Below are 18,100 nucleotides of genomic sequence, written 5' to 3' on the forward strand. Positions count from 1 at the left end.
GCGCGACGGTGTCGAGCCGCTCGGGCAGCACGGACGCGTCCGGGACGCCGAACGGGATGCCGGCGCCGACGATCTTCTTCTTGGCGCGGGTGATCCGGGCGGCCATGGTCGGCTCGGGCACGAGGAACAGCCGCGCGATGTCGGGCGTCGGCACGCCGAGGACCAGCCGCAGCGTCAGGGCGCTCGCTGCCTCGGGTGCGAGCGAGGGGTGCGTGCACATCAGCACGAGCCGCAGCAGGTCGTCCTCGACGAGCGCCCCCGGATCGGCCATGACGCGGCCTCCTTCGCGGCGGGCGCTCTCGACGACGAGCAGCGGCTCGGCGCGCTGTGCGGTGGCCTCGGAGCGCAGGCGATCGATGATGCGACGGCTGGCCGCGGTGTGCAGCCGGGCAGCGGGCTTGTCGGGGACGCCGTCGGTCGGCCGGGTGCGGGTCGCGGCCTCGACGGCGTCGCCGAGTGCGTCCTCGACCGTTCGAGGCGGCGGTAGCGCGAGGAGCAGGGCCGTCAGCCGGCCCCACTCCTCGCTGACCGTCGTGGCGAGGGGGTCGCTCATGCGTCCGGAGACGGCCTGTCCGCGGGGTCGACGTTGGGGCGCACCTCGATGCCGTCGCCAGTCCCCGCAATGATCTGGCAGCACTCCATCAGACCGTCGAGGTCGTCGGTGCGGATCTGGTAGTAGCCGCCGACCTGCTCGGCGGTCTCGGCGTACGGCCCCTCGGTCACGGAGCCGCCACCCGCGGGGATGGACCCGGCCTCCTTCGTCGACGTGAGCTCGCCGCCGCCGACGATCTCGTGCCCGCCGGTCGCTAGGGCTCGGTTGAACCTCGCGTACTCGGCATAGCCCTCCTTGCGTTCGGCCGGGCTCATCGACGTCCACCAGCGGTCTGCGTCGCCGATGATCAACACGGTGTATTCGGTCATCTCGATCTCCTCTACTCGGCCATGCGGCGGAACTCGATGTGCTCGCCCCGGGCGGCGAAACGCTGGCAGGCGGCGCGCAGGTCGGCCTCGTCCTCGCTGTGGACGAGGTAGAAACCGACGATCTGCTCCGCCGTCTCGCTGAACGGCCCGTCGGTCACGACCGCCTCGCCGGCGGCGCCGGGGCGCATCGACGTCGCGGCGGCGGACGGCTCCAGCGGACCGACGGCGACGATCGAGTGGCCGCCGGCGCGAAGGTCCTCGTGGAACTGGCCGTGCGATCGCATCCCCTTCTCGTGCTCTGACGCGGGCAGCTCGGCCCACTCCGCCTCGGGTGCGGGCAGCAGGATCAGGAACCGGCTCATCGGAAGAACTCCCTCGTGGCTGTCGTGTGGCCGCGGGCGCGACCTCATCACTGTGACGGATGACCGGCATCCGGATCGACAGGGCCCGCGAGTTTTCTCGACGCGGGTGCGTCACGACGACAAGATGGCCGCATGGCACCGGACTCTCGCGCAGGAACACCCGCCCAGCCCTCCGACACGGTGGACGTCGCCCACCTCGTCACGGCCTACTTCGACCTCGAGCCCGACCCCGACAACGTGGACCAGCAGGTCGCCTTCGGCACCAGCGGCCACCGTGGCTCCTCGCTGTCGACGTCCTTCAACGAGGTCCACATAGCCGCCACCACCCGGGCCATCTGCGACTATCGCAAGGAGCAGGGGTACGACGGGCCGCTCTTCATCGGCCGCGACACGCACGCGCTGAGCGAGCCCGCCCGGGCGACCGCCCTCGAGGTGCTGGTCGCCAACGACGTGACGGTGCTGGTCGACGACCGCGACGGCTTCACGCCGACCCCGCGGTGTCGCACGCCATCATCCGCGCCAACAAGGGCAAGCAGTCCGGTCTCGCCGACGGCATCGTGGTGACGCCCTCGCACAACCCGCCCGCCGACGGCGGGTTCAAGTACAACCCGCCCCACGGCGGACCGGCGGACTCCGACGCGACGACGGTGATCGCCGCGCGCGCCAACGAGCTCATCCGCGGCAACATCGAGGGGGTGCGCCGGATTGCGTTCGCCAAGGCTCGGACCGCGGTCGGTGCCTACGACTTCCTCGGTTCGTACGTCGACGACCTGCCGTCCGTCGTCGACCTCGCGCTCATCAGGGATGCCGGGGTGAAGATCGGCGCCGACCCTCTGGGCGGGGCGAGCGTGGCCTACTGGGGCGAGATCGCCGAGCGGCACGGCCTCGACCTGACCGTGGTCAACCCTCTGGTCGACCCGACCTTCCGCTTCATGACCCTCGACTGGGACGAGAAGATCCGGATGGACTGCTCGTCGCCCTCGGCGATGGCGTCCCTGATCGCCCGCAAGGACGACTACGACATCGCCACGGGCAACGACGCGGACGCGGACCGGCACGGGATCGTCACCCCCGACGGCGGCCTGATGAACCCCAACCACTTCCTCTCGGTGGCCATCGCCCATCTCTTCGGCGGCAACCGGCCCGGCTGGCCGGCGGGTGCGCGGATCGGCAAGACGCTGGTGTCGAGCTCGATGATCGACCGGGTCGCGGCCTCGCTGGACAAGCCGATGGTGGAGGTGCCGGTCGGGTTCAAGTGGTTCGTGCCCGGGCTGATCGACGGGTCGTTCGGCTTCGGCGGTGAGGAGTCGGCCGGCGCGTCGTTCCTGCGGATGGACGGCTCGACCCGGACCACCGACAAGGACGGCCTGATCCTCTGCCTGCTCGCGAGCGAGATCCCGGCGAAGACCGGGTCCAGCCCGAGCGCGCTCTATGCGGGGCTCGTCGCCGAGCACGGCGACCCGGCCTATGCCCGCGTCGACGCTCCCGCCACCCGCGAGCAGAAGGCCAAGCTCGCCGCCCTCTCGCCCGACGACGTCACCGCCACGACCTTGGCCGGGGAGCAGATCACCGGGCGGCTCACCGAGGCGCCCGGCAACGGCGCGAAGATCGGTGGGCTCAAGGTGACGACCGAGTCGGCGTGGTTCGCCGCCCGCCCGAGCGGCACCGAGGACGTCTACAAGATCTATGCCGAGTCCTTCCGCGGGCCCGACCACCCGGCCCGGGTGCAGGCCGAGGCGCGCGAGGTGGTCTCGGCGGCGCTCGGCTGATCGTCAGCGTGTCCGCCAGCGATACTCCACCTCGGGGCGACCGGAACCGCCGTACCGCGGCGTCCGGGTCACGAGGTCGGAGTCGGCGAGGTGCTCGAGGTAGCGGCGGGCGGTGACGCGCGACGACCCGGTGGCGCTCGCGACCTCCGTGGCGGACAGCGCGGCGTCGGAGCCGCGCAGGAGCTCAGTGACTCGGCGCAGCGACTCGGCGCTCATGCCCTTCGGCAGCGGCGCGGTCGCGGCGGACGGGCGCAGGGCGCCGAGGAGCCGGTCCACCTCGTCCTGCACCACGTCGTCGGCGGCCGCGGCGAGGCCGGTGCGGTAGTCGGCGTACTGCTCGAGCTTGGCGCGGAACGTCGCGAACGAGAACGGCTTCAGCAGGTAGAGCACGACGCCCCCGGGCGACCGCGTGGCGCACCACGTCGGCGTCCCTCGCCGATGTCACGGCGATCACGTCGCACAGGTGACCGGCCGCGCGCATCCGTTGCAGCAGACCGAGGCCGTGCCCGTCCGGGAGGTGCATGTCGAGCAGGACGAGGTCGATCGTGGGGTCCGCGGTGAGCTGGCGCATCGCGTCGCCGGCCGACCGGGCCACGCCGGCGACCTCGAAGCCGTCGATGCGGCCGACGTAGGCGCTGTGGGCCTCCGCGGCGATCGCCTCGTCCTCTACGACGAGCACCCGGACGCTCACGTGGGTGCTCCCACGGTGACCTCGACCTCGGCGCCGCCCGGGGGCGAGCGGCCGATCCGGACGGTTCCGCCGTTGCGGCGGGCCGCCCGGCTCACCAGTGCCAGTCCGACCCCGCGCCCCACACCGCTGTCGGCCTTCGTCGACCACCCGTGCTCGAGGACGTGCTCGTGGTCGGCCTCGGGAATCCCCGGGCCGTTGTCGCCCACGAGCAGGCGGAAGCGGGTCCCGTCCCAGAGGACGCTCACCTCGACGCGCGGCCCCTCCGCGCCGGAGGCGGCGTCGAGCGCGTTGTCGACCGGGTTTCCGGCCGGGGTCACGACGTCACGAGGCTCGATCCGGTAGCGCGGGGTGCTCACCTCGCCGTCGATCGACAGCGTGATGCCCCGCTCCGAGGCTCCGGGCGGTCTTGCCGAGCAGCAGCGCGGCCAGCACCGGGTCCTCCACCGCGGAGACGACCCGGTCGGCCAGCAGCTGGGCGACCCGGAGCTCCTCGGTGGCGAACTCCACCGCGTCGGCCGACCGCCCCATCTCGATCAGCGACACCACGGTGTGCAGGCGGTTGGCGGACTCGTGGTTCTGCGCCCGCAGGGCATCGGTGAGACCGCGCACCACGTCCAGCTCGCCGGTGACTGCCCGGAGCTCCGTGCGGTCGCGCAGGGTGACGACGGCACCCACCTCGCGGCCCTTCCAGAGCGCGGGAGAGGTGCTCACCACCAGCACGTGCTCGCCGGTGACGTAGACGTCGTCCGCCTCCGCGGTCTCCCCGACGGCGGCCTGCGCGAGCGCGGGGGGCAGGCCGAGCTCGCCCACGTGGCGGCCGATGACGTCGGCAGGCAGGTCGAGCAGGCGGCGCGCCTCGTCGTTCACCAGCTGCACGCGGTCCCGGTCGTCCAGGAGCAGCAGGCCCTCACGGACGGCATGGAGTACGGCGCGGTGGTACTCATACATCCGGCCGAGCTCTTCCTCCCCGAGACCGTGGGTCTGGCGGCGCAGCCGACGGCTGATCAGCCAGGGCTCCGAGCAGGCCGCCGGCGAGCACGGCGAGTGCCGCGATCGCGACCGGCACCGGGGCGGCAGGGAGAGCCCGGTTGATCTCCTCGATCGTGATGCCGACCGAGACGAGCGCCACCACCGTGCCGTCCACAGTGACCGGCACGACGGAACGCATCGATGGCCCGAGTGTCCCTTCGTACTCCCGGGTGAAGACCCGGCCCTCAGGCGCGCTGCCGAGGTCGCCGATGAACTTCTTCCCGATCTGGTCGGGATTCGGGTGCGTGTAGCGGGTCCGGTCGAGGGCCATCACCACGACGAAGTCGACGTCGGTGTCGGTGCGCACGTTCTCGGCGAAGGGCTGCAGGGACGCCGACGGGTCGGCATCGTCCGGGGCGTCGTGCACGGCGGGGAGTCGGCCACGGTCTGGGCCACGGAGACGGACCGGTCCACGGCGCTGTCGCGGGCGTCCTGCCGTGCGTCGTAGACCGCCGGGGCGACGCCGACGACCACGACGAGCAGCACCACGAGCACCTGCAGCAGCAGCACTGGCGGGCAACCGATCCCTCGCGTGATCTGCCCATGCGCGCATTGTGCCCGCTGTGAACTCAACGAACACAACGGTGACCTCCGTCACAGCCGGACCCACTCTGGTGGCCATGGCACTGGGCGCCCGCCCCGGCCGCTTCTGGAGGAATCATGAGCACCACGACTGACACGGCCGCAGGCGCCATACGACGCAAGGACAGGACGCACTACCTCTACCTCGCCGTCATCGCGGCGGTCGGGCTCGGCATCGCGGTCGGCCTCGTCGCCCCGGCGTTCGCGGTCGAGCTCAAGCCGATCGGCCGGGCCTTCGTGGCCCTGATCAAGATGATGATCCAGCCGGTCATCTTCTGCACGATCGTGCTCGGCGTCGGTTCCGTCCGCAGCGCCGCCAAGGTCGGCAAGGTCGGCGGCCCGGCGCTCGGCTACTTCATCGCGATGTCGACCGTCGCGCTCGCCATCGGCCTGCTGGTCGGCAACGTCCTGCACCCGGGCTCGGGGCTGCACCTCACCCCCGAGACGGCCGGTGCCGGCGCCGAGCAGGCAGCTGGTGCCCACGCGAGCACCACGGACCTGCTGCTCGGGATCATTCCCGACTCGATGCTGTCCGCGCTGACCTCCGGCGAGGTGCTGCAGACCCTGCTCGTCGCCCTGCTGGTCGGCTTCGCCCTGCAGGCCATGGGCCGCACCGGTGAGCCGATCCTGCGCGGCGTCGGCCACGCCCAGCGTCTCGTCTTCAAGGTGCTGACGATGGTCATGTGGGTCGCCCCGCTCGGCGCGTTCGGCGCCATGGCCGGCGTGGTCGGCGAGACCGGGATCGACGCTCTCAAGAGCCCGGCCGTGCTGATGCTCGGCTTCTACGCCACCTGCGCGGTCTTCGTCTTCGTCGTGCTCGGGACCCTGCTCAAGGCGACGACCGGCATCAACATCTTCGCGCTGCTGAAGTACCTCGCCCGCGAGTTCCTGCTGATCGTCTCGACCTCGTCGTCGGAGTCCGCGCTGCCGCGGCTGATCGCCAAGATGGAGCACGCCGGCGTCGACAAGTCCACCGTGGGCGTCGTCGTGCCGACGGGCTACTCCTTCAACCTCGACGGCACCGCGATCTACCTGACGATGGCGTCGTTGTTCATCGCCTCGGCCCCGGGCGACCCGCTGTCGATCGGTGAGCAGCTCTCTCTGCTGGCCTTCATGATGATCGCGTCGAAGGGTGCGGCCGGTGTCACCGGTGCCGGCATGGCCACCCCGGCCGGCGGCCTGAGCTCGCACCGTCCCGACCTGCTCGACGGCGTCGGCCTGATCGTCGGGATCGACCGGTTCATGTCCGAGTGCCGCGCGGTCACCAACTTCGCCGGCAACGCCGTGGCGACCGTGCTGATCGGCACTGGACCGGTGGCCTCGACCGCGAGCGGTTCCGACCGGGTGCTGGCCGGCGACGACCCGTTCTGACGAGACCACGATGCTCGACGAGGACGAGGCGCACGGCGCCCCGGTGCCGGTCGACGAGCGTGAGCCCGCTCTGGTCTGAGCCATGACACCGTCGGCGCCCGGGTCATCCCGGGCGCCGACGGCATTTCAGCGGCGTACGGCGTCGATCTCGAGTCGCACGTAGTCGATGACGGGCTCCCGCATGGCCAGCCGCACTCGGCGTACGAAGTCGCGCTGGTCGTCCATCGGCAGGTCGACGAGGTAGGACCCGAGGTTGACCACCGCGAGATAGGTGTCGAGCACCTCCGGGTCATCGAGTCGCAACGGGTCGGGGGCGCAGCCGCACGTCCTCGACCTTGAAACCGGCGCGCTCGAGGGACGAGCGGGTCTCGTCGACGCCCTTGAAGGACGTGCCGAACTTGCCTTCGCCCGTGACCTCCACCAGCGCGTCGGTCATGATCGCGAGCTGACCCCGGCCGCCGCAGTCGGACGTGAGCCGCGCGCCCGGCACCATGGCGGCCGCGAGGTTGTGGAAGAGCAGGTCGTGGTCCTCGACCCAGTGGAAGGCGGCCACGCTCATCACCGCGTCGACCGGCTCGATCGGCAGCGGCTCGGTCAGGTCGGCGACGTGCAGCTCCACGTCGGGACCCAGCTTGGCCCGCGCCTCCTCGATCATCTTCGCGGAGCCGTCGATGCCGACGAGCTCGACGCCGGGCCAGCGTCCGAGCAGGGCGGCGCCGTCGCGGCCGGTGCCGCAGCCGGCGTCGAGCACCCGCTCGTCACCGGTCAGCCGCATCCGGTCCAGGACGCGCTGGCCCCGGGCGACGTGGGGGAGCGGGAGGGCGTCGTAGGTCATGGCGTCCCACTCGCGGGTGGCCATCAGAGCACCGGGGTGGTGCGGTCGACGATGGCGCGCAGGTCGCCGCCGGGCAGGGTGCCGAAGGTCCCGTTGAAGGACGTCCCGAGCCGCGAGGCGCAGAACGCGTCGGCCACCTCGGGAGTGCCGAACCGCACGAGCAGCGAGCCCTGCAGGCAGGCGGCCATCTGGCTGGCGAGCCGGCGGGCACCGACCTCGAGACCGGCCACGTCGCCGAGCAGGGCGAGGGTGTCGTCGATCGCCCGGTCGAGGCGGTGGTCGACGCCGCGAGCGGCCCCGACCTCGGTGATCCACGCCTCCAGCACCTCCGGCTCGCGGGTCAGCGCGCGCAGCACGTCGAGCGCGTTGACGTTTCCCGAGCCCTCCCAGATCGAGTTCAGCGGCGACTCACGGAAGAGCAGCGGCATCCCCGACTCCTCGGCGTAGCCGTTGCCGCCCGGGCACTCGAGCGCCTCGGCGACCATGAAGGGGGTGCGCTTGCAGACCCAGAACTTCGCCAGCGGCAGTGCGATCCGTCGCAGCGCGGCCTCGTGCGCGTCGCCCGGTCGGTCCACCGCGGCGGCGAGCCGGAGCGCGAGGGCGGTCGCGGCCTCGGACTCGACGGCCGGGTCGGCGATGACGTTCTGCATGAGCGGCTTGTCGACCAGCGGGCCGCCGAAGGCCGATCGGTGGGACACGTGCCACGACGCCTCGGCCAGCGCTCGACGCATCAGCGAGGCGGAGCCGAGGACGCAGTCGAGACGGGTCGCGGCCACCATCTCGATGATCGTGCGTACGCCGCGGCCCTCGTCGCCGAGGCGCTGCGCGACGGTCCCGTCGAACTCCAGCTCGGAGCTCGCGTTGGACCGGTTGCCGAGCTTGTCCTTGAGCCGCACCACGTCGAGCTGGTTGCGCGTGCCGTCCGCCAGCACCCGCGGGACCACGAAGCAGGTCACCCCGCCCTCGGTCTGGGCGAGCACCGGGAACAGGTCGTTCATCGGGGCGCTGGTGAACCACTTGTGCCCGTGCAGCGTGTAGAAGCCGTCCTCCGAGGTGGGCCGCGCCAGCGTCACGTTGGCACGGACGTCGGAGCCACCCTGCTTCTCGGTCATGCCCATGCCCGCCAACGCGCCGACCTTGTCGGAGCGGGCGCGCACACCCGGGTCATAGCGGCGCGAGGCCAGCAGTGGCGTCCACTCCTTGGCGATCGCGTCGTCGGCTCGCAGCGCCGGCACTGCGGCGTACGTCATGGAGATCGGGCAGCCGTGGCCCGGCTCGGTCTGCGACCGGGCGAAGAAGCCCGCCGCGCGACGCACGTGGGCGTGGGGCGCGTCCGACTCCCCGGGGGCGGCGGCGAGGCCGTGCCCGATGCCGCGCTCCATCAACCAGTGCCACGACGGATGGAAGGCGACCTCGTCGATCCGGTTGCCGTAGCGGTCGTAGGGCGTGAGCTCGGGGTGGTGCTGGTTGGCGAGCATGCCGTGCTCGCGCGCCTCCGCGGTGCCGGCCTCGACCCCGAGCAGGGTCAGGTCGTCGACGAGATCCGCGGAGCCGTGGCGGGTGATCGCCTCGGTCAGCGCGACGTCGGAGGTCACGACATTGTGACCAATCAGTGGCGGTGCCCGGTTCATCGATGCCCGGAATGACGCGTCCATGTGACTACCGTAGGGCCATGGCCGAAGCGAGTTCGCAGCATCCTGTGCTGCGCTCGATCCAGGTCCGGTGGGCGGTCTTCCGGACCACCTCTGGCGACTCGTGGTCGCCACCGTCGGCTCGTGCATGCGCTATCGCGTCACCGGCCTCGCGGCGGAGGCAGCCTTCTTCGCGGTGCTGTCCGTGCCGCCACTGATCTTCGCGCTCCTGCAGGTGCGGTGGGCTACGTGACGGACCAGTTCTCGCCCGCCGACATCGCCGAGGTCCGGGGCGCGATCATCGACCCGGCTTCTCGCGGGCTGACCGAGAAGGCCGTGCACGACATCATCACGCCGACCCTCAACTCCGTGCTGCGCGGCGGCCGGTTCGACGTGGTCTCGGTCGGCTTCGTGCTCGCCCTGTGGTCGGGCTCGCGGGCACTCAACGTCTTCGTCGACACCATCACGATCATGCACGGGCTGGGCGGTCACCGCGGGATCGTGAAGACCCGGGCGCTGTCGTTCGGCCTCTACGTCCCGGCGATGCTCACCGGCATGGTCACGCTGCCGCTCGTCGTCGCGGGGCCCTCGCTGATCCGGGACTGGTTGCCGGAGCGGTTCGAGTTCGTGATGTCGTTCTACTGGCCGATCGTGATCGTGCTGTGCATCTGCTTCCTCGCCACGCTCTACCACGTGTCCGTGCCGGTGCGGACGAACTGGGCGTTCAACCTCCCGGGCGCGACGTTCTCCCCGGTGGCCCGGATCGGCGGATCGTTCGTCCTGCGCTGGGTCCTCACCGTGACCGCCGCGGAGTCGCGGTCGATCTACGGGCCGCTGGCCGCGCCCATCGCCGTACTCCTGTGGCTCTATCTCCCGGCCATCGCCGTGCTCATCGGAGCGGCGGTCAACGCCGCCTTCGACACCGTCTTTCCGCAGGGCACCACGACCCGGGCGAGACTCGAGCTCGTCCAACGCCTGCGCGCGGCGATCACGTCCAAGGACGCGGCGTGAAAGACTCCGCCCGTGCATGACCTCTCCGCGACGTCAGCGGCCTCCAGCAGCGGGCGCGTGGCCCTGCCGGAGCGCGTCCGTTCCCCATGGTGGGTGCTCGGTCGACGCGTGCTTGCCGCCGTCTCGATCTCGGTCGGCACGGTCGTGCTGGTCTACCTCGACCGTCGGGGCTACATCGACGGAAACGACCCGACCGGCCGGAGTCGACCTCATCGACTCGATCTACTACACCACCGTCACGCTGAGCACGACCGGCTACGGCGACATCACCCCTGTCGACGAGCGCGGCGGCTGATCAACGCATTCGTCATCACCCCGGCCCGCGTCGCCTTCCCCGGTGCTGCTGATCGGGACCACCCCCGGAGGTCCTTGCCTCCCCGGGGCCGCGAGATGTTCCGGGTCGCCCGGTGGAGGAAGAACATGGGAGAGCACGTCGTCGTCGTCGGCTACGGCACCAAGGGACGCAGCGCCATCGAGACGCTCGTCAACAACGGTCACGACCGCGAGGCGATCATCGTCGTCGACCCGAGCCCGGTGGCGAAGGAGGAAGCCCACCGCGACGGCCTCGCGGTCATCACCGGCGACGCGACGCGGCGTGAGGTGCTGCGCAGTGCGCGGGTCCAGCTCGCGACGCACGTCATCATCACCACCGACAGCGACGCCTCGAACGTCTTGTCCACCCTCACTGTGCGCCAGCTCAACCCCGACGCTTGGATCGTCGCCGCGGTCCGTGAGCAGGAGAACGTCCCGCTCATGCGCCAGTCCGGTGCCAACTCCGTCATCACCTCCTCCGACGCTGTCGGGCGACTGCTCGGTCTCTCGTCCATGTCGCCGATGCTCGGCTCCGTGATGGAGGACCTCCTGACGTACGGCGAAGGGCTCGAGGTCGCCGAGCGCGACCTGCTCGTCAGCGAGGTCGGCAAGCCCCCGCAGTCGTTGCCCGACCAGGTCATCGCGGTCGTGCGCGACGAGAAGGTCTACCGCTACTTCGACCCCGTCGTGACGCTGCTGGCGCGAGGCGACCGGCTCATCGTCGTACGCCCCGCGAAGGAGCTGCCCCGGGCGCCGCGCCCCGGGACCCACGGGGAAGACACCTCCGAGGACTGATCCCTCAGGGCTCGAAGCGGTAGCCGATCCCGGGCTCGGTGACCAGTGCCGCGGGCGGGAAGGGTCTGTCTCGAGCTTCTTGCGCAGCGCCGCGAGGTGGACCCGCAGGTAGTTGGACTGCGAGTCGAAGCCCGGTCCCCACACCTCGTGCAGCAGGTCGCGCTGGTCCACGAGACGCCCGGGCGTGCGGGTCAGCACGAGCAGCAGCGACCACTCGGTGGGCGTCAGCCGGACGGGCGTCCCGGCTCGGGTGACGGTGCGCGAGCCCGGATCGATCACGAGCTCGCCGGCCATCAGCCTCGGCTGCTCGGTGCCGGCCCGCCGGGCCGCCGACCGGATGCGGGCGAGCAGCTCCTCGAGACCGAAGGGCTTGGTGACGTAGTCGTCAGCGCCCGCATCGAGCGCCTCGACCTTGTCGGCCGAGTCGGTGCGCGCCGAGAGCACGATGACGGGCACCGGGCTCCACGCACGGAGCTGGCGCAGCACCTCGATGCCGGGGACGTCGGGCAGACCCAGGGTGCGAGGATGACGAGGTCGGGGGAGTCCTCGCGGCAGGCCTGCAGCGCGGTCCGGCCGTCCCCGGCGGTCAGGGCGTCGCAGCCGTTCGCCCGCAGGCCGATGGCGAGGGTACGGCGCAGGCCGGGCTCGTCGTCGGTGACCGGGATCCTCATGGGGTGGCCAGCTCGACGGTCATGGTCAGCCCGCCACCCGGAGTGGGTGAGGCGATGAGGGTGGCGCCCTGCGCCTCGGCCGGGCCGCGGGCGACCGCCGGCCCAGTCCGATGCCCTCGCCGGCGGTGACGTCGCCGAGCCGCTGGAACGGCTCGAAGAGGCGAGGCAGGTCTGCCTCGGCCACGCCGCGGCCGTGGTCGGCGACGATCAGCAGCACCCGCCTGCCCTCGGATCGGGCGGAGATCGATCCGCCGCCTCCGTGCCGGATCGCGTTGGACGCCGGGTTCTCGACGACGCGCTCCACTAGGCCGGGATCGCAGAGAACCTCGGGCAGGCCCTCGGCCACGCTGAGGAGATCTCGCTGCGGGAGACCCCGCAGGGCGTGCTCGACCACGTCCCCGAGCGCGGTCGGGACCATGATCGGACTGACCGCACCGGTCTGGAGCCGGCTCATGTCGAGCAGGTCGGTGACGATGCGCGTGAGCCGGGTCGTGGCCGTCCCGACCGTGTCGAGCAGTGCTTCGCGGTCGCCCGCTGCCAGCTGTCCGGACGGCAGGGTGAGGGGTGTCGACCGCCGCCCGGATCTCCGCGAGCGGTGTGCGCAGGTCGTGCGACACGGCAGCGAGCAACGCCGTACGCGTGCGGTTGCCGGCCTCGAGCTCGCGCGCGGCCTGCACCCGGCGACCCATCTCCTCTCGCTCGGTGAGGACGCCGAGGTGGGACGCGAAGGCCGATGCGATCCGGTGATCGGCGAGCGAGAGGGACGGCCCGCGCACCACCAGCGCCAGCTGCCTTCCCGCCGGGGCGACCACCACGTCGGGCTGGGGCTCGGGAGCGGTCCCGGCGCTCACGAGCGCGACGTCCGCGGCCCGGAACGTCGTGCGGACCCGGGGCCAGCAGGGCGTCGACCTCGAGCTCACCGCCGAGGACAGAGCGGTTGAGCATGGCCAGCGTCTCCGCCTCGTGCCGTGCCTGTTCGGCCTGCCGCAGCCGCGACGCGGCCGCGTCCACCACCGCTGACACGGCGAGGGCGGTGACCACGAAGACGGCGAGGGCGAGGACGTCCTGCCCGGACTGGATGGCCAGCGTGTGCAGGGGCGGCGTGAAGAAGAAGTTCAGCAGGGCGGCGCTGGCAGCCGCCGCGGCCACTGCCGGCCAGCGACCGCCCACCGGGGCGACGGCCACGGTCAGCCCGAGGAACAGCAACGCCTCGTTGCCCAGCGCAGGCTCGTCCCGGTGGGGGAGCATCACGGCCGTCAGCACCCCGGGCCCCGCGAGCGCGAGCAGCCAGCCCGACACGAGCCGGGTCGTGCCGAGCGTCGAGCTCTCGTCGCGCATGGCGCCCATCCTGCCGGGCGACGTCACCCGACGTGCACGTGCGGTCGTCGGTGCCGCTCGGGCTCGGCACGACGCAGCACCTCGCGGGTCACGGGCGCCACCTCGCCCTGCCCGAAGAGCAGGAACCGCAGGAAGTGCAGCGCCGGGTTGCCCTCCGTCCACTCGAAGTAGACGTGCGGCACGACGCCCGAGACGTCACGCACGTGCAGCGTCAGGGCGGCCAGTGCGTTGGGCACCGAGGAAGACTCCAGCGTGATCACCCGGTAGTGGTCGTGCAGCACCTCGCCGCGCACCCGCAAGCTGGCCTCGAAGTCGCTGGGGTCGCGCACCGTGACCTCGACGAAGATCACGTCGGGGTCGTTCGGGAGATCGTGGTCCAGACGGAGCTGGCGCACCTTGTCGGCGTACTCCGCTCGGTCCCGGGCATCGGGGTGGTTGGCGACGAGGCGGATCGTCCGGCGGGCGCAGTCCCGCAGGAAGACTCGGCTGGTGGCGTCCAGCGTGACCTCGGTGGTGCGCAGCTCGAAGACGCGACGAAGCCGGGAGAGCAGTGAGACACCCATGATCGCGGCGATGAAGCACAGGCCGATCTTGAGGCCGTCGGGACGCTCGACCACGTTGTCCGGGGTCGTGTAGACGAAGACCAGCGTCACCGCGCCGAAGGCGGCGGTCAGTCGCCGCTGCCCGTCGCGACGGCAGGCGAGGGTCACCGCGACGGAAGCACTCGTCATCAGCACGAGCACACCGGTCGCATAGGCGCCGCCCTGTGCGTCGACGTCGGCATCGAAGATCCGGGTGATCAGGAACGCCGTCGCGGTGAGCACGAGCACCAGCGGGCGCACGGCGCGCGCCCACTCCGGTGCCATCCCGTAGCGCGGCAGGTAGCGCGGGATCAGGTTCAGCATGCCGGCCATCGCCGAGGCGCCGGCGAACCAGAGGATCGCGATCGTGGAGGCGTCGTAGACGGTCCCGAAGACGTTGCCGAGGTGCTGGTGCGCGAGGAAGGCCAGTGCACGCCCGTTGGCCTGACCGCCATCGGCGAAATCCTCGGCGGGGATGAGCAGCGTGGTCACCAGCGAGCTGGTCACCGGGGAAGCCGCTCATGATCAGCGCGGCCGTCGTCAACAGGCGCTGCGTGCCCCGGATCCGGGCTTCCGGGTTGGCTGCCGTGTCCTCGACGCTCCCGCGCACGTGCGGCATCACGGCGACACCGGTCTCGAAGCCGGACATGCCCAGCGCCGAGGCTCGGGAAGACCATCAGCGACACCGCGATCATCGCGATCGGGTCCCCGTGGGTGCGGGTGAGCGCGTCCGTCCAGTCGGGCACGACGTGCGGGTGGGTGGCGATCTGCCACAGGCCGACGCCGATCACCACGACGTTGAGGAGGAGGTACGCCGCAACGAGCGCTACGGCAACCCCGATGGCCTCAGTGAACCCGCGCAGGAAGACACCGCCCAACATGGCCAGCAGGCCCGGGGGTGATCAGGAGGTGGTGGCCGTCGAGGAACGGGTGCAGTGCCGGGTTCTCGATCAGGTGCGCGGTCGCGTCCGCGGCCGAGAGGGTCATCGTGATGATGAAGTCCGTCGCTGCGAAACCGAGCAGCACCAGCACGAAGGCCTTGCCCTTCCAGAAGGACAGCAGCCGCTCGAGCATCGCGATCGAACCCTCGCCGTGCGGGCTCTCGCGGGCGACGCGGCGGTAGACGGGCAGTGCGCCCAGCAGGGTGAGGGCCACCAGCACCGGGGTCGCCATGGGGGACAGCAAGCCTGCGGCGAGCGCCGCGATGCCCGGCTGGTAGCCGAGCGTCGAGAAGTAGTCGACGCCGGTGAGGCACATGACCTTCCACCGGGGAGTGGCCGTGGCCGGCCTTCACCTCGCCGCCCAGCCCACCGCCGTACATCCAGCGCGTGACCGGGGTGTCGGGGGAAGGCTCGGGGCGCAGCTCGGTGCCGGCGTAGGTCATGTCGCCAGCGTCCGGCCGTCCGGCGCTGGCGCCGGAGATCTTGACGCGATCTTGACGCGGGCGCAGGCAACCAGATCGGAGGGCCGGGCGGTTCAATGGTCAGTGGCTCTGACCGAGGGGGATCGCGTGGGCGCAGAACCGGCTGGATTCCGGGAGTTCGTGGTGGCGCGCTCGCCGGCACTGCTGCGCACCGCTTGGATGCTCACGGGTGACGGAGCGCTGGCCGAGGACCTCCTGCAGACGGCGCTGGCCGGGACCCGGCCGCACTGGAAGCGGATCGCGGACGGCCAGCCGGAGGCCTACGTACGCACGGTGATGGTGCGCACCAGCTCGAGCTGGCGCGCTCGTCGCTGGACGGGAGAGAGACCCAGCTCGGACGCGCTGCCCGAGACGGGAGCCGACCAACGCCGCCCCGACGAGACCGCCCGGGTCGACGACCGGGCCCAGCTGGCGACTGCCCTCGGGTCCTTGCCGGTGGGCCAGCGGCAGGCCGTGGTGCTGCGGTTCTTCGACGACCTCTCGGTCGAGGCGACCGCGCAGATCATGGGCTGCTCGACGGGGACCGTGAAGAGCCAGACGGCGAAGGGTCTCGTGAAGCTGCGCTTGGCCATGGAAGTGACCGCCGTCCCGGGAGGGGAGAGAACGATGAACGACGCCGACCTCGAGGCCATGCTCCGTGAGCTCACTCCTGACCTGCACGAGCCGCCTGACCGCTTCGCCCGGATCGAGAAGCGCGTGCGCCGCACCCGAGCGCGCCGCATCGGTGGGGCCGCGGCCGTCGCGGCCGTGCTCGCGGTCGCGATCCCCGTCGCCCTGCTCACCGCGGACGGCACCGCGGTCAGGGACCCGGACGCGGTCGTCGCGACGGACCCGCAGAGTCCCAGCCAGTCCGCTGCACCGGTGGACCACCTGCCGGGAGCCGACCCGGACACCCCGCTCAGTGAGCCCGTCATCACCCGGGGCACGGGCACCACGTCCATCGACCCGGGCTCGCGTCCGGAGGGCGCGACCGGCGTGTCCACGGACCTGAGGTGCCTGAGCGCGGGCACCTTCCGCTGGCCGAGCGGTGCCTCCCTCACGTGCACCGCGCGACGCCGCCCGGGCAATGGATCAGCCGACGTCCCCGGGCAACGTCTTGGACCTCCGACCTCACCAGACCAGCCTCGTGATCGGGGCCGATGCCGATGCGTCCTTCTGGATCAGCACGACGTACGTCCGGACGGAGCCGACGGAGTGGGGGTGTCACCGCCACTGGTGAGACCTACGGCGTGCCCAACGACTCGGGCCAGCCCGACCTGATCGCGACCGCCGCGCGCGGCGGCGGCGAGGTTCGCTACGCCGGGGCCGTGGACTCGGACGCCGGCGCGGCCGATCCCGACGAGGCCATGGCATGGACGGCCGACGGCGAGCTCTACTCCGTCCCGACCTACGCGGTGGACGGGCTGACCGTTCTGGGCACCTTCGCGATGTCCGGTCGCGCGGGCGGACGAACCCGACACGAGGCTGGTCGTCGGATCCGCGCCGGCCGGCGCCGAGCCGGGTGTTGAGACTGGCGTCGTGACCGTGACGGAGCAAGGGTGCGTGCACCTCGCCACCCCGGCCGGCACGCGGTGGGTAATCCTGCCGTGGGGTGTCCAGCTCGCTGGCACGCCAGACGGGGGAGTGCTGCAGAGATTCACCGGGGATCCGGTGGCAGAGCTGAACCGCGAGGTGACCTTCAACGGCTCGGAGATCGCGGGCCGGGAGGTGGAGCACGACTGCGGAACCGGCCTGCCTCCGTTCTACCTCACGACGCCGTAGGCAAGCTCAGGCGATGAGCAGGTCACCGCGCGCGGAGCGCCGGTAGTCCACGTTGCGACCGCGCCCGGTCGCGACGAGCAGCCCGGCCGCGGCGAGCGCACCCGGGTGGTGGGAGACGGTCGCCTTGGCGAGGGAGTGGCGCTCACTCAGCTCCGAGGTCGTCCGGGCGACGTCGAGGTCACGGAGCAGGGCCGCTCGCGACGTACCGAGGAGCGACACCATCCCGTCGCGTCCGTTGGTGCGAGACGATCCGGAGCCGAACGCGAAGGCCGGATAGACGATGCTCCCGCGGGGCTCGTGGACCACCCGGACGGTGAGCCGGGGCCGAGTCAGCACCGAGGGCGACAGGACGAGCTCCCGGTCCCGATAGCTGACGGCCTCGTCGAACGGCTTGGCGATGCGCAGCGCGCCACCGCTCCACCTGACGTCCGGGTGCATGCCGCCGAGCACCGCGCCCACGCCTTCGCGACCGGCGGTCGCCGCAGCATCGTGCGTGGACCGCTCCGGGCGTTGCTTCACGGACTCCCAGCGGTCACCCATGGCACGCCGGGCGGTTGCGAGCCCACGCGCCGCTCGCGGCCCGACGTCGCCGCGGTCCACCGCGGTGCGTACCCGGGGCGGTGCGGCTCGGCCGGCGCTCCACCAGCCGACCTCTGTCGCGCTCTGCGCCGGATCGGCCGAGGCGATCGCGTCGAGCTGGTCATGGAAGGCGGTCTCGAAGCTGCCGCCACCCGCGACGGGAGTGAGGAGATCAGGTTGATAGCCGCCGCCGGCCACCGGGTCCACGACCAGCGCGACGTCCGGGTCGCGGATCGAGGCGCGGTCGGAGGCAGAGGTCCGGCCGTAGACCGGATGGCGAGCCTCCGAGTCGACGAGGCGGAGCCAGCCGATCACCTCATGGACCGGCGAGGGGCGGATCGTCAGTCGCGCCGGGGTCGACGCATCGAGGTCGGCCACGATCATGCCCGTCAACGTAGGTGGCGCAACGGCGGGCGAAGAAGGCCGCGGATTCGATCG

Annotated in this window: 24 protein-coding genes and 3 pseudogenes; 9 read left to right on the plus strand and 18 right to left on the minus strand. The window is 71.7% G+C overall.

Annotation, left to right across the window (positions count from 1 at the left end):
* Positions 1 to 130 precede the first annotated feature (130 nt).
* From LP418_RS31420 to LP418_RS23545, 3 genes and pseudogenes are all read right to left on the minus strand, one after another.
* Positions 131 to 553, minus strand: a pseudogene (locus LP418_RS31420) (RNA polymerase subunit sigma-24); the annotation flags it as partial.
* On the minus strand, positions 550 to 921 hold the full coding sequence (locus LP418_RS23540) for a YciI family protein (RefSeq protein ID WP_257953907.1): 372 nt from the start codon (positions 919 to 921) through the stop codon (positions 550 to 552). The gene LP418_RS23540 and the pseudogene LP418_RS31420, both read right to left, overlap by 4 nt.
* A gap of 11 nt (positions 922 to 932) precedes the next feature.
* Positions 933 to 1,283, minus strand: coding sequence for a YciI family protein (locus tag LP418_RS23545; RefSeq protein WP_257953908.1), 351 nt, complete (start codon positions 1,281 to 1,283; stop codon positions 933 to 935).
* A gap of 132 nt (positions 1,284 to 1,415) precedes the next feature.
* On the opposite strand from LP418_RS23545, the pseudogene pgm reads away from it, so the two are divergent.
* Positions 1,416 to 3,052, plus strand: a pseudogene (gene pgm / locus LP418_RS23550) (phosphoglucomutase (alpha-D-glucose-1,6-bisphosphate-dependent)).
* 3 nt (positions 3,053 to 3,055) lie between these two features.
* On the opposite strand, the gene LP418_RS23555 reads toward pgm, so the two are convergent.
* From LP418_RS23555 to LP418_RS23575, 5 genes are read right to left on the minus strand one after another with little or no spacing between them, the layout of a single operon-like run.
* Positions 3,056 to 3,268: a helix-turn-helix domain-containing protein gene (locus tag LP418_RS23555; protein ID WP_257953909.1), complete on the minus strand. Its 213-nt coding sequence runs from the start codon at positions 3,266 to 3,268 to the stop codon at positions 3,056 to 3,058.
* Entirely contained in the window at positions 3,237 to 3,743 is a 507-nt protein-coding gene (locus tag LP418_RS23560; protein ID WP_257953910.1) for a response regulator, read from the minus strand. Before LP418_RS23560 ends, LP418_RS23555 begins: the two co-directional genes overlap by 32 nt.
* A complete protein-coding gene (locus tag LP418_RS23565) occupies positions 3,740 to 4,099 on the minus strand; it encodes a sensor histidine kinase (RefSeq protein ID WP_257953911.1) in 360 nt (119 codons plus the stop codon). The genes LP418_RS23560 and LP418_RS23565 overlap by 4 nt, the downstream gene beginning before the upstream one ends.
* Entirely contained in the window at positions 4,065 to 4,691 is a 627-nt protein-coding gene (locus LP418_RS23570; RefSeq protein WP_257953912.1) for a sensor histidine kinase, read from the minus strand. The genes LP418_RS23565 and LP418_RS23570 overlap by 35 nt, the downstream gene beginning before the upstream one ends.
* Complete coding sequence (locus tag LP418_RS23575) at positions 4,684 to 5,292, minus strand: hypothetical protein (RefSeq protein ID WP_257953913.1); 609 nt, start codon at positions 5,290 to 5,292, stop codon at positions 4,684 to 4,686. The genes LP418_RS23570 and LP418_RS23575 overlap by 8 nt, the downstream gene beginning before the upstream one ends.
* A 140-nt stretch (positions 5,293 to 5,432) precedes the next feature.
* Between LP418_RS23575 and LP418_RS23580 the strand changes: the two genes are divergently transcribed.
* Complete coding sequence (locus LP418_RS23580; protein WP_257953914.1) at positions 5,433 to 6,725, plus strand: cation:dicarboxylate symporter family transporter; 1,293 nt, start codon at positions 5,433 to 5,435, stop codon at positions 6,723 to 6,725.
* A 126-nt stretch (positions 6,726 to 6,851) separates the two neighbouring features.
* Here the strand turns inward: LP418_RS23580 and LP418_RS23585 are convergent, their stop codons facing one another.
* Genes LP418_RS23585 through LP418_RS23595 form a run of 3 tightly spaced genes read right to left on the minus strand, consistent with a single transcriptional unit; the run spans position 6,852 to position 9,215 of the window.
* The gene (locus LP418_RS23585) at positions 6,852 to 7,028 is read right to left on the minus strand and encodes a hypothetical protein (protein WP_257953915.1); all 177 of its coding nucleotides are present in this window, start codon (positions 7,026 to 7,028) and stop codon (positions 6,852 to 6,854) included.
* Positions 7,015 to 7,584 carry a class I SAM-dependent methyltransferase gene (locus LP418_RS23590; RefSeq protein WP_257953916.1) on the minus strand — a complete coding sequence of 190 codons (570 nt, stop codon included), beginning with the start codon at positions 7,582 to 7,584 and terminating at the stop codon, positions 7,015 to 7,017. The genes LP418_RS23585 and LP418_RS23590 overlap by 14 nt, the downstream gene beginning before the upstream one ends.
* A complete protein-coding gene (locus LP418_RS23595; protein ID WP_257953917.1) occupies positions 7,584 to 9,215 on the minus strand; it encodes an acyl-CoA dehydrogenase family protein in 1,632 nt (543 codons plus the stop codon). Before LP418_RS23595 ends, LP418_RS23590 begins: the two co-directional genes overlap by 1 nt.
* A 67-nt stretch (positions 9,216 to 9,282) precedes the next feature.
* Between LP418_RS23595 and LP418_RS23600 the strand changes: the two genes are divergently transcribed.
* The 4 genes from LP418_RS23600 to LP418_RS23615 all read left to right on the plus strand — a co-directional run bounded on the left by LP418_RS23600 (position 9,283) and on the right by LP418_RS23615 (position 11,309).
* Positions 9,283 to 9,444: a hypothetical protein gene (locus LP418_RS23600; protein WP_257953918.1), complete on the plus strand. Its 162-nt coding sequence runs from the start codon at positions 9,283 to 9,285 to the stop codon at positions 9,442 to 9,444.
* The gene (locus tag LP418_RS23605; protein ID WP_257953919.1) at positions 9,441 to 10,202 is read left to right on the plus strand and encodes a YihY/virulence factor BrkB family protein; all 762 of its coding nucleotides are present in this window, start codon (positions 9,441 to 9,443) and stop codon (positions 10,200 to 10,202) included. Before LP418_RS23600 ends, LP418_RS23605 begins: the two co-directional genes overlap by 4 nt.
* Before the next feature lie 16 nt (positions 10,203 to 10,218).
* Complete coding sequence (locus LP418_RS23610; RefSeq protein ID WP_257953920.1) at positions 10,219 to 10,497, plus strand: potassium channel family protein; 279 nt, start codon at positions 10,219 to 10,221, stop codon at positions 10,495 to 10,497.
* 125 nt (positions 10,498 to 10,622) lie between these two features.
* Positions 10,623 to 11,309, plus strand: a complete 687-nt coding sequence (locus LP418_RS23615; protein WP_257957165.1) for a potassium channel family protein — start codon at positions 10,623 to 10,625, stop codon at positions 11,307 to 11,309.
* Positions 11,310 to 11,313: 4 nt separating this feature from the next.
* Here LP418_RS23615 and LP418_RS23620 read toward each other — a convergent pair.
* The 6 genes and pseudogenes from LP418_RS23620 to LP418_RS31435 form a co-directional block, all read right to left on the minus strand.
* A pseudogene (locus tag LP418_RS23620) lies at positions 11,314 to 11,980 on the minus strand (response regulator).
* Between the two features lie 25 nt (positions 11,981 to 12,005).
* Positions 12,006 to 12,434, minus strand: coding sequence for a sensor histidine kinase (locus LP418_RS23625; RefSeq protein WP_257953921.1), 429 nt, complete (start codon positions 12,432 to 12,434; stop codon positions 12,006 to 12,008).
* Positions 12,431 to 13,318 (minus strand): DUF4118 domain-containing protein, encoded by an 888-nt coding sequence (locus tag LP418_RS23630; protein WP_257953922.1) that lies wholly within the window; start codon positions 13,316 to 13,318, stop codon positions 12,431 to 12,433. The genes LP418_RS23625 and LP418_RS23630 overlap by 4 nt, the downstream gene beginning before the upstream one ends.
* A gap of 23 nt (positions 13,319 to 13,341) precedes the next feature.
* On the minus strand, positions 13,342 to 14,406 hold the full coding sequence (locus tag LP418_RS31425) for a hypothetical protein (protein WP_336275794.1): 1,065 nt from the start codon (positions 14,404 to 14,406) through the stop codon (positions 13,342 to 13,344).
* Positions 14,403 to 14,780: a hypothetical protein gene (locus LP418_RS31430; RefSeq protein WP_336275795.1), complete on the minus strand. Its 378-nt coding sequence runs from the start codon at positions 14,778 to 14,780 to the stop codon at positions 14,403 to 14,405. Before LP418_RS31430 ends, LP418_RS31425 begins: the two co-directional genes overlap by 4 nt.
* A complete protein-coding gene (locus LP418_RS31435; RefSeq protein WP_336275796.1) occupies positions 14,746 to 15,156 on the minus strand; it encodes a hypothetical protein in 411 nt (136 codons plus the stop codon). The genes LP418_RS31430 and LP418_RS31435 overlap by 35 nt, the downstream gene beginning before the upstream one ends.
* On the opposite strand from LP418_RS31435, the gene LP418_RS23640 reads away from it, so the two are divergent.
* From LP418_RS23640 to LP418_RS23650, 3 genes are read left to right on the plus strand one after another with little or no spacing between them, the layout of a single operon-like run.
* On the plus strand, positions 15,155 to 16,582 hold the full coding sequence (locus LP418_RS23640; protein ID WP_257957166.1) for a SigE family RNA polymerase sigma factor: 1,428 nt from the start codon (positions 15,155 to 15,157) through the stop codon (positions 16,580 to 16,582). The two genes, LP418_RS31435 and LP418_RS23640, sit on opposite strands and share 2 nt — an antisense overlap.
* Complete coding sequence (locus tag LP418_RS23645) at positions 16,552 to 16,830, plus strand: hypothetical protein (RefSeq protein ID WP_257953923.1); 279 nt, start codon at positions 16,552 to 16,554, stop codon at positions 16,828 to 16,830. The genes LP418_RS23640 and LP418_RS23645 overlap by 31 nt, the downstream gene beginning before the upstream one ends.
* A 10-nt stretch (positions 16,831 to 16,840) precedes the next feature.
* Positions 16,841 to 17,083 carry a hypothetical protein gene (locus LP418_RS23650; protein WP_257953924.1) on the plus strand — a complete coding sequence of 81 codons (243 nt, stop codon included), beginning with the start codon at positions 16,841 to 16,843 and terminating at the stop codon, positions 17,081 to 17,083.
* A 6-nt stretch (positions 17,084 to 17,089) separates the two neighbouring features.
* Here LP418_RS23650 and LP418_RS23655 read toward each other — a convergent pair whose 3' ends face one another.
* Complete coding sequence (locus tag LP418_RS23655) at positions 17,090 to 18,046, minus strand: hypothetical protein (RefSeq protein WP_257953925.1); 957 nt, start codon at positions 18,044 to 18,046, stop codon at positions 17,090 to 17,092.
* Positions 18,047 to 18,100 lie beyond the last annotated feature (54 nt).

The sequence above is a fragment of the Nocardioides sp. B-3 genome (assembly GCF_024703895.1).
In the GTDB taxonomy this organism is placed as follows: Bacteria; Actinomycetota; Actinomycetes; order Propionibacteriales; family Nocardioidaceae; genus Nocardioides.

Excerpts from the sequence above, each read along its gene's own strand:
- LP418_RS31430 (WP_336275795.1), bottom strand. The coding sequence starts at position 14,780 with ATGTTGGGCGGTGTCTTCCTGCGCGGGTTCACTGAGGCCATCGGGGTT.
- LP418_RS23540 (WP_257953907.1), bottom strand. The coding sequence starts at position 921 with ATGACCGAATACACCGTGTTGATCATCGGCGACGCAGACCGCTGGTGG.
- LP418_RS23580 (WP_257953914.1), top strand. The coding sequence starts at position 5,433 with ATGAGCACCACGACTGACACGGCCGCAGGCGCCATACGACGCAAGGAC.
- LP418_RS23610 (WP_257953920.1), top strand. The coding sequence starts at position 10,219 with ATGACCTCTCCGCGACGTCAGCGGCCTCCAGCAGCGGGCGCGTGGCCC.
- LP418_RS23595 (WP_257953917.1), bottom strand. The coding sequence starts at position 9,215 with ATGGACGCGTCATTCCGGGCATCGATGAACCGGGCACCGCCACTGATT.
- LP418_RS23555 (WP_257953909.1), bottom strand. The coding sequence starts at position 3,268 with ATGAGCGCCGAGTCGCTGCGCCGAGTCACTGAGCTCCTGCGCGGCTCC.
- LP418_RS23545 (WP_257953908.1), bottom strand. The coding sequence starts at position 1,283 with ATGAGCCGGTTCCTGATCCTGCTGCCCGCACCCGAGGCGGAGTGGGCC.
- LP418_RS23640 (WP_257957166.1), top strand. The coding sequence starts at position 15,155 with ATGACCTTCCACCGGGGAGTGGCCGTGGCCGGCCTTCACCTCGCCGCC.
- LP418_RS23625 (WP_257953921.1), bottom strand. The coding sequence starts at position 12,434 with ATGAGCCGGCTCCAGACCGGTGCGGTCAGTCCGATCATGGTCCCGACC.
- LP418_RS23630 (WP_257953922.1), bottom strand. The coding sequence starts at position 13,318 with ATGCGCGACGAGAGCTCGACGCTCGGCACGACCCGGCTCGTGTCGGGC.
- LP418_RS23655 (WP_257953925.1), bottom strand. The coding sequence starts at position 18,046 with ATGATCGTGGCCGACCTCGATGCGTCGACCCCGGCGCGACTGACGATC.
- LP418_RS23570 (WP_257953912.1), bottom strand. The coding sequence starts at position 4,691 with ATGTATGAGTACCACCGCGCCGTACTCCATGCCGTCCGTGAGGGCCTG.
- LP418_RS23590 (WP_257953916.1), bottom strand. The coding sequence starts at position 7,584 with ATGGCCACCCGCGAGTGGGACGCCATGACCTACGACGCCCTCCCGCTC.
- LP418_RS23615 (WP_257957165.1), top strand. The coding sequence starts at position 10,623 with ATGGGAGAGCACGTCGTCGTCGTCGGCTACGGCACCAAGGGACGCAGC.
- LP418_RS31435 (WP_336275796.1), bottom strand. The coding sequence starts at position 15,156 with ATGTGCCTCACCGGCGTCGACTACTTCTCGACGCTCGGCTACCAGCCG.